Here is an 11605-nt window from a genome sequence, read left to right as displayed (position 1 = left end):
CCCATATGATGTAGCGTATTTCCCCGGGACGAGGTGGATTTTTGTGTTCAATGACGATCGCAAGAACGGTCATAAGCCGCAAGGACGGCGTTACGGATTGGTCGTATGGATCACCCGAAGCGGATGGCTGCGGCTGCTGTCGGTCGCGGCGCTGCTTGTGCTGGCGGGCGCGGTTCTGTCCACCGAGATGCCTTCGGCCAAAACGTGGACGTTCTGGACGACGCCGCTGACGGGCAAAGTGATCGCGCTCGACGCCGGCCACGGGGGAGCGGACGGCGGGGCGGTGAGCCGCGACGGCGTGATCGAGAAGGACATCAACCTGGCCATCGCGCTCTATTTGCGGGACTACCTGCAGCAAGCGGGGGCCCTTGTCATTCTTACGCGGGAAGGCGATTACGACCTGGCGGAGGAAGGCGTCAAGGGCTATTCGAAGCGGAAGACGGAGGATTTGAAAAGAAGAGTGCAGACGATTCAGGAACGCAAAGCGGATCTGGCGGTCAGCATCCATCTGAACAGCGTGCCTTCGTCGAAATGGTCGGGCGCTCAGACTTTCTATTCTCCGAACGTGCCTGACAGCGCCCGGCTCGCCACGGTCATTCAGGGAGAAATCAAGGAGACGCTTGGCAATACGAACCGGACGGCGCTTACGAACAGCACGGTTTATTTGCTCAAATCGCTCCCGATGCCGGCGGCTCTGGTGGAGATCGGCTTCTTGTCCAATCCCGGGGAAGCCCGGATGCTGGCCGACGAGAACTACCAGAAGAAGGTCGCCGCCGCCTTGTATCGCGGAATTCTCCGGTATAGCGCCGGGGAGGGCCCGCCCCCGAAGACGCGGCAGTAAGGGGGGCTCCCGTGTGCTATAATGGAGGAGACAATGCTTATACAAGCGAGGGCTGGAACTGATGATTACTAGGGATAACGTATTGGAAGCGTTAAAATCGGTTGTCGAGCCTACGCTGAAGCAACCGCTCGTCGCGCTCGGCCTCGTCAGGGATGTCGTCGTTCGGGAAGGCGCCGTCTCCCTGACGGCCGTTCTCCATCCCGACAGCCTGGACAAGTCCGCCAAGCTCGAGGAGGAGCTCGCCGCGGCGCTCGGCACCCTCCATGCCGACGACCCGCACATCCGCGTCCGGCCGATGACCGAGCACGAGAAGGCGGAGACGCTGTCGAAGCTGAAGGGACCGGCGCAAGGGCAACCCTCCGCTCCTTCCGGCAACCCGTCCGCCCAAGGAGCCGCGCCCGTGAAGGGACATTCGGCCGGTCTGGAGGCAAGTCCCTTGCTTCGCCCGGACAGCAAGACGCAATTCATTGCGATCGCGAGCGGCAAAGGCGGGGTCGGCAAGTCGACAGTGACGGTCAATTTGGCCGCGGCCCTGGCGCGGTGCGGCAAGCGGGTCGGGTTGATGGATTGCGATATTTACGGTTTCAGCGTTCCCGACATGATGGGAATCGAAGAGCGTCCGCAGCAGGTGGGCAACAAGATCAAGCCGGTCGAGCGGTTCGGCGTCAAAGTCATCTCGATGGGCTTCTTCGTCGAAGACAACAGCCCGGTCGTCTGGCGGGGGCCGATGCTGGGCCGGATGCTGCGCAACTTCTTCCTCGAGATCGACTGGGGCGAGTTGGACTACGTTCTGCTTGATCTGCCGCCGGGCACCGGGGACGTCGCGCTGGACGTCCATCAGATTCTCCCGCACAGCAAGGAGATCATCGTGACGACTCCGCACGCCACGGCGGCGTTCGTTGCCGCCAGGGCTGGCGCTATGGCCATCAAGACAAACCACGAGGTGCTGGGCGTCGTCGAGAATATGTCCTGGTACGAGAGCAAGAGCGGCGAACGGGAGTATGTATTCGGGCGGGGAGGCGGAGGGAAGCTGGCCGAGACGCTCCATACCGATCTGCTCGCCCAATTCCCGCTCGGAGCGCCCGACAACCATCCGCTCGAGCCCAACTTCTCCCCCTCCGTGTACAAGGCGGACACGGCGATCGGACAGGAGTATACCGAGCTTGCGAGGAAGATCATCGCCCGCTGCGAAAAATGACGAGCGACGAGAAAAACCGGCCGAGGCCGGTTTTTCTTCGTTAGGAGCCGCCGCCTCCGGAGCCTTGGTCGCCTTGATCTCCCTGATCGCCGCCGCCTTCGGATTCTCCGCCCGAATTGCCGCCTTCCGACGATTTCTTCGGAGTCGGCGTAAGCTGCTCTTTCACGACGCTCTGCAGCATTTTCATAATCTCCAGCTTGAAGATCGGATTCTGCACCGCTTCCTGCACGGCGCTCATCATCTGCGTCCGGTATTCGCTCGTCTTCATCGCTTCGAGCATCACCGTCTGCATATCCTTGCTCTTCAAGACGCTGACCAATTCTTTCTGATACGAAGGATCCTTGAGCAAATCCCTATGGATCTGCTTGTTGTCCTTGCTGACCGCCTTGGCGAATTCGCCCGCGAATTTGGGATCCGTCATAATGCCCCGAAGCACTCTGTCGTATTCCGAAGAAGTCAGCACGTCCTTGACGGCAATCCGAATTTGCTCCTGATCCGCCGGCGTGATGCTCTGCATATGCAGACTGCTCGTCCCGTATTTGGCTGCCGAAGCCTTCTCAAGCGCTTGCTGGGCTTCGCTCGAACCGAGAATGTCGATAACCATCGACTTTACGTCTTTGTAACTCATTTGCTCGCCGCCGCTGCTCGACTCCGTTCCGCAGGAAGTCAGCATGACGGCAAGTCCGAGCATGGCGCTAAGCCATGGCAAACGATGGCGCATTCCCGACTACTCCCTTCGTGGGGCTTTCTGTGAGTAGTATGCGACGCGCCTGGGGCGAATATAAGGGGGCTTTCATGGCTTTTTGGCATGATCGTGGTAAAATGGAGGAGGACTGACAGAGGAGGAATAGCACTTGAATTTGCGCAAATGGATGACTTTGTTCGGCACTACGATTTTGATCGGGGGTGCGGCGTCCCTCGTCACGGGAATCGTTATGCTTCTGTGCGATTCGTCATTCCGAGTGGTGAAGACGGGGGATGACTGGCTTTTTAACGTCATCATGATGGCGCTGGCCGGCTTGACGTACGGCGCCTTTGCCCATATGGGCTTTTTTGCGTATTTAATGTTGAATTACATAGCCAGGAGCATCTTCAAAAGACCGTACCTGTGGGTAGCGCTGCAGGGCTTTATCGCTTTTTTTGTCCTGGCTGAAATCGCCTATTGGACCTATGACAGCAAATTCCCCGCGGCTACGTTCTGGGCCGTCCCGCTCGCGCTCGGCGCGGGAGCCGTCGCGGTCGCCTGGTGGAAGGTCAAGGAGACGACCGCGGGCGCATGGCTGCCGACGCTGTTCTACATGATCGCGGTGACGGCGATCGAAGCGGTGCCGGGGTTTCAATCGGGCAAATTGTCGTCGCTCGTCTTCAGTCTTATCCCGCTGTTCGTGTGCAACGGATATCAAATTATGCGGCTTCACCGCGTGCTGGAGAAACCGAATGCCGCTTCCGCCCCGGTCGGAGCGAATGCGTCAAGGTAAAGCCATCCGGCTCCAGGAAGGCTTGTCTTCCACCGTATGGCCTTGCGTTTCGGTCTGGCTGAGCAGTTGGGAGACCGTTACGAATTCGTAGCCTTTGGCCCGGAGCTGGTCGATGATGATGGGCAGGGCTTCATGCGTCTGCTTGCTGGAATCGCTGGCATGGAGAAGGATAATGTCGCCGGGGTGCGCCTTGGTGACGACGCGCGATACGATCGTATCGACGCCGGGATTTTTCCAATCGAGCGAATCGGTATCCCATTGAATGACTTTGTAGTTCAAGCTTTCCGCGATGCGCAGCACCCTTTTGTCAAAATCTCCGTTAGGCAACCGAATGAGCGTGGGCGAGCGGCCGGTCAGTTCGGACAATATGCCGTCGGCGGTCGCAATTTGATTGCGGATTTCCTCGTCTGTGTAGCGGCTGTAATAATCGTGCTTGTGCCCGTGGCTGCCGATCTCGTAGCCGCTGTCCACGATTTTTTTGACGATTTCGGGATGCGTCTTGCTCCAGGGAGAAGACAGGAAAAAGGTGACATTTTTTACGCCCTTGTTTTTTAGAATGTCCAGAATCGGTTCGGCTCGCTTGTCTCCCCAACTGATATCGAACGTAAGGGCGACCACCTTGCGGTCAGTCGGCACGCTGTAGACCGCCGCCGGCGGATGGGGAGAAAACACGCTGATGTTGTCCTTCTCGGCCCATACGACTCCCGCGGAGAATACCGCTGCCAGCAAAAGAAAAAGAAACCGTTTGATGTTTCTTGCGTTATAAACGAAGAAGTGATTCATGGGAACTTCCGCTCCTTTCCGTCATTTTTTGTTCATGGGGACCGGCTCAGGCTTGGTCAATACCAATGTATGCTTGACCAAGTCCAAGTTATTCGCGCGTTCGGCGCAAACGGGGGGATAGTTTGTTCAGACGCGAAGCATTGCGCAGCAATTGGAGAACCGTAAAGCCTTATTTCATCTTCGCCGTCATTTTGTTTTTCGCCAGCGCCGTTGTCGGCGCGGCTTCCCACGATCCGATCGATTGGCTCGATCAGGCGATTCTGAGCATCCGGGATATATCTGAGTCGGCCGCGACGTCCGCTACGCCCGAGAGAACACTGTTCACCGCCATTTTGTTCAACAATATCTATAGCTCCCTGATGGCCTTGTATTTAGGCATTCTGGCCGGCGTTATGCCGATTGTCACGCTTATCGTGAACGGGATGCTGATGGGGTACTTGCTCGGCAATCTCGCCGATGCCGGGAGCAACGTATGGGTGTTGATCGTCAAAGGCATTCTGCCGCACGGCATCCTGGAAATTCCGGCGCTGCTTCTCGCTTGCGGATACGGCGTCCGGCTCGGCTTCTCGCTCGTCAGGGGAATTTTCGCGGCGCTGATCGGCAAGACGCAGCCGTGGAGCGGGTTCGCGGCGGCGCTCAAAGGTTCCGTGCCGGCGGCTGTTCTGATCGTCCTGCTTCTGCTTGCCGCGGCGGTTGTGGAGAGCACCGTCACCTATTGGCTCATGAAGCCCTGAATTTTTCTTTGTTCGGGGAACATCGACCAGTCGGTCATAATCGTGGCAGAAATGGAGCATAACAGTAAAACGAAATTCCGAATCCCGCTCCAAGGCGACTGCGGGAAGGCGGATGACGCTGCCAATCGACAGGAGGCTTAGGGCATGCAGATGCTCGGGATGATGTTTACGGATAAGGAATGCAGGGAGTTCGATTACTTGCTTCGCAAGGAAATGGACGAAATGCTTATGGAAATGAGCGATCGCCGCCTGGACGGTCCCGTTAAAGAGGCCATCACCAAACGTTATAAAATCATTTTCCGCATGTACGCGCGCATCGCCCCGCCTCGCGAGCTGTCGCGGTACGCGCTCGGGTTGAAGTCGAACCGATAAGCTTCTCCAAGCCATTCGTCCGCCACGGAAGGCGCCCCTAACGGGGCGTCTTTTGTTGCTTTCTGTCGTTCCTCCTCCGACTTTGGATGGACGCTGAAGGAATTAGAAGGCGCGGATGGCGACTAGTCAAATATGTACGGTCCGGGAGGTACAACGGTTCAAGGAAGAGGAACGGAGTGTGGTTCTTCCCGCACGAAGCGATTGGGTCTATTCGTTCAAATATAGGGTTTTTCTGCTATTTTCCGATAGGGGAGGGTTGATTTTATGGCCAATGAATAAGAAACTATTACATCATTGGGACAGGAGTGGTGTAATTATCAGAAAATTCAACATTAATCCGAAAGGACGGAATGATTGACGAGAAGGCTAGATCATTAGGTCGAAGGGATTGGGAATCCGCATGAAAAGCAAAAGCCGGGTCGTCGAACGGACGCTTGTCTTCTACCGTTACGCTTCGCTCTCCCTGACCTCGCTCGTTTACCTTGCGCAAAAAAACGAGCTGCCGTTATCCCTTAAGGTTGAAATCGTGCTGGCTGCCTTTTGCCTGGCCGGATGGGCGACTTGGGTTTACCGGCGCTATCCGGCCTCGCGCTTCAAATTCAGAGCCGCCCTCGCAGCGGAGACGGCGGGAATCGTGTGGCTGGTTGTCATGAACGGGGGATTGAAGAGCTCCTTCCTCTGGTGCTTGCTGAATCCCGCCCTCATCGCGGCCGTCGGCTATTCGCCCGCGGCATGTTGGTCCTTGCTGGCAAGCGGGCTCGCCGTTATCGTTGGCGTCACTTCCGTATTGCAGCCGTGGCGGCCCGAACCGATCCACCGCTTGCTGGCGGACGCCATTCCGTTTCTGATGCTCGTATTTCTGATCGCGCTCGCCTTGCAATTGTTCGCCAAGATCAACCGGGATTCGGCTCACGCCAGAGCGCGCATGGACGAATCGATGGAGCATCTGAAGCTGCTCTACAGGATCGTCGAGACGGCGACCCGAACCGAGACCGACAACATGGCCCGGGTGTTCGCCGAGTTTGCGCTCAAGCTGACCAAATCGGACTTGGCTTTTTTCTGGGACGGGTCCGAAGCGGGCGGTGCGAATCTCACGGTGCGGGGAGAAGCGGATGAAGCTACGCGAGAAGCTTTGCGGCGTGCGGTCGAATCGAATCTGGACCATCTTCGCAGGATGAGCAATGCAAGCATGCTCAACCTGACCCCGCACGGGGTGTTTCTGGCGACGGCCGTCAAGTCGACCGCCCGGTTTCGGGGCGTCATGGGTGTCCGGATCGGAGGGATGAATCCGTCCGAGGGCAGACGTTGGTACGCCCAGCAGTTGTCTTTCCTGTCCGAGCTGTGCGCGGTCATTGTGGAGAGGCACCACCTGAACCAGGCGGAGAACCAACTGATGATCATCGAAGAACAGAACCGCATCGCAGACGAGATGCACGACAGCGTCTCCCAGCATTTGTTCGGCATCGTGTACGCCATTCAATCGCTGATACGCCAATGGCCATCCGTTCCCGAATCGCAAGCCAAGGAGCAGCTTCGGCTCATTCAGGTGTCCGCCCAGAAAGCATCGCAGGAGCTTCGCTCCACCATCTACAGCCTAAGTTCCCGCAAGAATAACGGGACAACGTGGATCGAAGCCATCGGGTCCTATTTGGATCGACTCTCGAAGCTCCATGCCATCGACATTCGCTTCGACGTATCGGGCGACAATAACCGGCTTCCGGTTCAACACCAGAAGGCGCTGTACCGGATCGTCTCGGAAGCGGCAGGCAACGCCATTCGCCACGGACTGAGCAGTCGAATCGAAGTCGATCTCCGAATGGACGCCGACAGCGTGCTGCTGATCGTCGAGGACAACGGCACAGGGTTCCAGGTGAACGAGAGAAGGCAGCCTTCCAAAATGTCGGGGCTTGGACTCGGTAATATTCAATATTTGGTTTATTCCATGGGGGGATGCTTCGACATCTCCAGCAGCAAGGGCAACGGTACCCGAATCGCGGTGCGTCTTCCGATCGTTCCTCTTCTTTCGACGCCGGCCGATGCCGATGCGGCAGGCCAGGCGCCAATTCATACGATGAAAGCGGGTGTGCGAGGATGAAAATCGTGATTGTAGACGACCATCCCTTGGTTCGAAAAGGTTTGTCCGCCGTGTTGTCTCTCGAGCAAAATATCGAAATATCGGGAGAGTCGGAGACGGTGGAGGATGCGATGTGCCTCATCGAATCGGCCCGTCCCGATCTGGCCATCGTCGATATCCGGCTGGGCAATCGCTCGGGGTTCGAAGTGCTGGAGGGGATGCAGGGCCAGGCGGTTTGCCGCTTTATGATGCTGACCTCTTCCATGACCGCGGCGGACGTACGCAGAGCGGAACGGTCCGGCGCGCACGGTTTTGTGCTCAAAGAGGCGATGCCGGAGGAGCTTCTGCTCGCCGTCAAGCTGATTGGCAGGGGTAAAAAGTACTACGACCCCGGGTTAATGGAGATGCTGATGGGCCGCGAAGACGACGAGGCGCTTGGCAAGCTCACCCCCAAGGAGCGGGAAGTTCTGATCGGGCTGGGCGAGGGCTTGTCCAATCAAGGCATTGCGAACAAGTTTTTTATTTCCGAGTTTACCGTCAAGAAGCACGTCAGCCAAATTTTGAACAAGCTCGGCCTCAACGACCGGACCCAGGCCGCGCTGTATGCGCAATCCAAGGGCTTGGTGAGCTTCACGCCCCATTCGCCGGCCGAGTCCGATATGGTACCAAAGTATACCGCCAGGTAAACTTCAGAGGCCATTCCCCTCGTCCGATCGGTCCGGCAAAAATGCCAACATCGCGTCATTTCCTATTGCCAAACGATGCTCTAACATGGAATTACAAAGCGACGAACGATTCGAACGGAGATGGATCTTATGGAGAGAACGGACGCAGGTTGCCTGCGTCTGTTCCATGCAAGGCTTGGGCCTATGCGAGTCCGGAGCGTCCTTCGGCCGGATCGTTTCCCTCCTTGCGGACGGCCATCCCCACAAGCGGATTCGGCCATAAAAGACCGAATATTCAGTTATTTATCTTCTGTCAGGCAAATTCAGAGAGGAACGGTGAGACGATGGAGATTGCGGTAATCGGAACCGGATATGTCGGCTTGGTGTCGGGAGTTTGCTTCGCGGAGCAGGGCCATCGCGTCATCTGCGTCGACTTGGACGAGAGCAAGGTCGCGATGCTGCGGCGGGGGAAATCGCCGATTTACGAACCGGGAATCGAGTCGTTCCTGACCCGCAACCTCGAGGAAGGACGGCTTGCGTTCACCTCCAATCTGTCTTGGGCGGTCCATCGGTCCAGGCTGATCATTCTGGCCGTCGGCACGCCTTCGCTTCCGAACGGAGAGGCCGACTTGCAGTACATTCAGCAAGCGGCCAAGGCAATCGGCCGGGCGATGAATGGATACAAGATTATTATGACGAAAAGTACCGTCCCCGTCGGCACCAACGAGAAGATTCGGCGGATCGTGAACGGAGAGAGCGACGAGCCGTTCGATATTGCTTCCGTTCCGGAGTTTCTTCGCGAAGGATCGGCGCTCCAGGATACGCTTCACCCGGACCGGATCGTCATCGGCCTCGACAACCCGGAGCTTGCGAAAGAGCTGACCGAGCTGCATCGCCCCTTTACCCCGAACATCTTCGTGACGGACATCCGCAGCGCGGAGATGATCAAATACGCGTCCAACGCTTTTCTCGCGACCAAAATATCGTTCATTAACGAAATCTCCAACATCTGCGAGAAAGTCGACGCAGACGTCACCGAAGTGGCGCTCGGGATGGGCATGGATCCCCGCATCGGTCCGTCATTCCTGAACGCGGGCATCGGATACGGCGGCTCCTGCTTCCCGAAGGACACGAAGGCGCTCGTTCAGCTGGCGGGCAACGTCAACTACGAGTTTCACCTGCTCAAGTCCGTCATCGAGGTGAACCAAGGGCAGCGTTTAAAAGTCGTCGCCAAGCTCGAAGAAGCGCTCGGTTCGATTCGCGGTTCGGTGATCGGCATCTGGGGCCTCTCGTTCAAGCCGAACACCGACGATATCCGCGACGCTCCGTCGCTCGACATTATCGAGGCGCTCATCCGGGCGGGCGCGCGGCTCAAGCTGTACGATCCCGTGGCTATGCCCAAGATGCAGGAGCACTTCGACCATCCGGCAATCGAATGGTGCGGAAGCGCGATGGAGGCGGCGGCCGCCGCGGACGCGGTATGCTTGCTGACGGACTGGCCGGAATTCAAGGCGATTAATCTAAAGCATATGTACTTGGTCATGAACAAACTGAATTTAATCGACGGCAGGAACGCCTATACCGAGGAACAGATCAGGGGCACGGGCCTGAATTACTACCCGGTGGGACGGCCGAGACTGGGGCGGAATTTTCGCTCCGAGGTCCGGGTTTAGCGAGGGGAAGGAGGCTGCGGGGAGAAGAGAAGGTGTGAACTTTCTACAACTATAGAAAAGGAGTGGTTTATCGTGAAACTGGTGCTTCTATCCGGAGGTTCGGGAAAACGATTGTGGCCGTTGTCCAACGATTCGCGGTCCAAACAGTTTCTGCGGGTGCTCGAGGGGCAAGACGGAGCGGCGGAGTCGATGGTAGAGCGGGTATGGCGCCAGCTTGGCTCGGCCGGACTTCGGGAGTCGGCGTACGTGGCCACCAACCGGGCGCAGCGGGAGATGATCGCCAGCCAGCTCGGACCGGACGTGCCGGTCATCGTAGAGCCCGAGCGCCGGGATACGTTCCCCGCGATGGCGCTGGCCGCCTCCTACTTGTACTCGGAGGAGAACGTCTCTTTGGATACCGTTGTCGCCGTCATGCCAGTCGATCCTTACGTGGACGACGCCTTTTTCGGACATGTCCGGAAGCTGGAGAACGTTCTGCGGGAGACGGGAGCCAACCTGGCTTTGATCGGGGTTGTGCCGAGCCTGCCGTCCGAGAAATACGGTTACATCGTGCCGTCCGGCTCCGCAGCTTCCTCGGCGGAAGCGCTCAGAGTCGGGCATTTCCGCGAGAAGCCCAGCCGTGAGGCTGCCGAAGCGCTCATGGCGGAAGGAGCTCTTTGGAACTGCGGCGTGTTCGCGTTCCGGCTCGGCTACCTGATCGGGCTTCTGTCGGATAAAGGCTATCCGATCCGATACGGGAAGCTCTTGGAGTCTTACGCGGAGCTGCCGAAAATCAGCTTCGACTACGAGGTGGTCGAGCGCGAGACGAAGACGGTCGTTCTACCGTACGACGGCTACTGGAAAGATCTCGGCACATGGAACACGCTGACCGAGGAAATCGGCAGTCCGATCATCGGCCGCGGACTCGTCGCCGAAGATGCGGAGAATACCCACTTGATCAACGAACTGGACATCCCCGTGGCGGTTCTCGGAGCCCGCGATTTGGTCGTGGCCGCGAGTCCCGACGGCATTCTCGTTACGACCAAGGACGCCAGTCCGCGCATCAAGGACGTTCTCGGGGGCGACAATCCGCGTCCGATGTTCGAAGAGCGCCGCTGGGGGCAGTACAAGGTGGTCGATTACGTGAAGTACCCCGAAGGATATGAAGTGCTCACGAAGCGGATTCACATCCGTTCCGGATGCAATGTCAGCTATCAGCTGCACCGTAAAAGAAACGAAGTATGGACGATCGTCAGCGGCATAGCCGACATCGTGCTCAACGAACGTCCTTATCACGTGAAGCCGGGGGACGTCGTGCGGGTTCCGGAGGGAACCCGGCACAGCATCAAAGGCGTGACGGATGTCGAACTGATCGAGGTGCAGACGGGGCAAGAGCTGATCGAAGAGGATATTGTGCGTTTGTGCATGGAGTGGGACGAAATTCCATTCCACCAGTTTATCTGAAATGTTCAACATGCATAATATTTTGGCCTTCGGAGGCGCATACCAGGAGTGGAGGCCTGGAGTGCGGCTCCTTCGCCGCTATTTACGGGAATTCAACCGAGTCGACAAAAAGTCCGTTTAGGGCTTGACTCCATGTAGGCGCATGTGATAAATTAACTTTCGCCCCTCTTGGAGAGGCACACGGAAAGTGAGTCGGCAACAGGCGATAAGGATTTGAAAGAAATTACCTGTTGCAAACGATTAGCTGACTGTGATATATTATGAAGGTCGCTGTTACGGCGACGAACGCAACAAACTTGTTCCTTGAAAACTGAACATCGAGCGTAATACGGACCCTGTCACTC

The 11605-nt window shown here is 57.5% G+C and carries 11 protein-coding genes; 9 read left to right on the top strand and 2 right to left on the bottom strand.

Annotated elements, in window-relative coordinates:
- Positions 1-43 precede the first annotated feature (43 nt).
- Both cwlD and G485_RS0106975 read left to right on the top strand, forming a co-directional pair.
- The gene (gene cwlD / locus G485_RS0106980) at positions 44-841 is read left to right on the top strand and encodes an N-acetylmuramoyl-L-alanine amidase CwlD (protein WP_035155156.1); all 798 of its coding nucleotides are present in this window, start codon (positions 44-46) and stop codon (positions 839-841) included.
- A gap of 61 nt (positions 842-902) precedes the next feature.
- Positions 903-2039 (top strand): P-loop NTPase, encoded by a 1137-nt coding sequence (locus G485_RS0106975; RefSeq protein ID WP_027091966.1) that lies wholly within the window; start codon positions 903-905, stop codon positions 2037-2039.
- Between the two features lie 40 nt (positions 2040-2079).
- On the opposite strand, the gene gerD is transcribed toward G485_RS0106975, so the two are convergent.
- A complete protein-coding gene (gerD, locus tag G485_RS0106970; protein WP_027091965.1) occupies positions 2080-2760 on the bottom strand; it encodes a spore germination lipoprotein GerD in 681 nt (226 codons plus the stop codon).
- A gap of 133 nt (positions 2761-2893) precedes the next feature.
- Between gerD and G485_RS0106965 the strand changes: the two genes are divergently transcribed.
- Positions 2894-3517, top strand: coding sequence for a KinB-signaling pathway activation protein (locus G485_RS0106965; protein WP_027091964.1), 624 nt, complete (start codon positions 2894-2896; stop codon positions 3515-3517).
- Here G485_RS0106965 and pdaB read toward each other — a convergent pair.
- Complete coding sequence (gene pdaB, locus G485_RS0106960) at positions 3509-4300, bottom strand: polysaccharide deacetylase family sporulation protein PdaB (RefSeq protein ID WP_027091963.1); 792 nt, start codon at positions 4298-4300, stop codon at positions 3509-3511. The two genes, G485_RS0106965 and pdaB, sit on opposite strands and share 9 nt — an antisense overlap.
- A 122-nt stretch (positions 4301-4422) precedes the next feature.
- Here pdaB and G485_RS0106955 point away from each other — a divergent pair, with 122 nt between their 5' ends.
- The 6 genes from G485_RS0106955 to G485_RS0106930 all read left to right on the top strand — a co-directional run bounded on the left by G485_RS0106955 (position 4423) and on the right by G485_RS0106930 (position 11261).
- Complete coding sequence (locus G485_RS0106955; RefSeq protein ID WP_051318087.1) at positions 4423-5034, top strand: stage II sporulation protein M; 612 nt, start codon at positions 4423-4425, stop codon at positions 5032-5034.
- A 150-nt stretch (positions 5035-5184) separates the two neighbouring features.
- Positions 5185-5406, top strand: coding sequence for a hypothetical protein (locus G485_RS0106950; protein WP_027091961.1), 222 nt, complete (start codon positions 5185-5187; stop codon positions 5404-5406).
- Between the two features lie 400 nt (positions 5407-5806).
- A complete protein-coding gene (locus G485_RS25470) occupies positions 5807-7501 on the top strand; it encodes a sensor histidine kinase (protein ID WP_051318086.1) in 1695 nt (564 codons plus the stop codon).
- On the top strand, positions 7498-8166 hold the full coding sequence (locus G485_RS0106940; RefSeq protein WP_027091960.1) for a response regulator: 669 nt from the start codon (positions 7498-7500) through the stop codon (positions 8164-8166). Before G485_RS25470 ends, G485_RS0106940 begins: the two co-directional genes overlap by 4 nt.
- Positions 8167-8489: 323 nt before the next feature.
- Positions 8490-9818 carry a UDP-glucose dehydrogenase family protein gene (locus G485_RS0106935; RefSeq protein ID WP_027091959.1) on the top strand — a complete coding sequence of 443 codons (1329 nt, stop codon included), beginning with the start codon at positions 8490-8492 and terminating at the stop codon, positions 9816-9818.
- 72 nt (positions 9819-9890) lie between these two features.
- The gene (locus G485_RS0106930) at positions 9891-11261 is read left to right on the top strand and encodes a sugar phosphate nucleotidyltransferase (RefSeq protein WP_027091958.1); all 1371 of its coding nucleotides are present in this window, start codon (positions 9891-9893) and stop codon (positions 11259-11261) included.
- Positions 11262-11605: the final 344 nt, after the last annotated feature.

The organism is Cohnella thermotolerans DSM 17683 (assembly GCF_000429825.1).
Lineage (GTDB): Bacteria > Bacillota > Bacilli > Paenibacillales > Paenibacillaceae > Cohnella > Cohnella thermotolerans.
This window is presented reverse-complemented; position numbering and strand designations above follow the sequence as displayed.

What these genes read in the sequence shown, in the direction of transcription:
- pdaB (WP_027091963.1), bottom strand. Translation starts at nt 4,300, where the DNA reads ATGAATCACTTCTTCGTTTATAACGCAAGAAACATCAAACGGTTTCTT.
- G485_RS0106940 (WP_027091960.1), top strand. Translation starts at nt 7,498, where the DNA reads ATGAAAATCGTGATTGTAGACGACCATCCCTTGGTTCGAAAAGGTTTG.
- gerD (WP_027091965.1), bottom strand. Translation starts at nt 2,760, where the DNA reads ATGCGCCATCGTTTGCCATGGCTTAGCGCCATGCTCGGACTTGCCGTC.
- G485_RS0106975 (WP_027091966.1), top strand. Translation starts at nt 903, where the DNA reads ATGATTACTAGGGATAACGTATTGGAAGCGTTAAAATCGGTTGTCGAG.
- G485_RS25470 (WP_051318086.1), top strand. Translation starts at nt 5,807, where the DNA reads ATGAAAAGCAAAAGCCGGGTCGTCGAACGGACGCTTGTCTTCTACCGT.
- G485_RS0106950 (WP_027091961.1), top strand. Translation starts at nt 5,185, where the DNA reads ATGCTCGGGATGATGTTTACGGATAAGGAATGCAGGGAGTTCGATTAC.
- G485_RS0106935 (WP_027091959.1), top strand. Translation starts at nt 8,490, where the DNA reads ATGGAGATTGCGGTAATCGGAACCGGATATGTCGGCTTGGTGTCGGGA.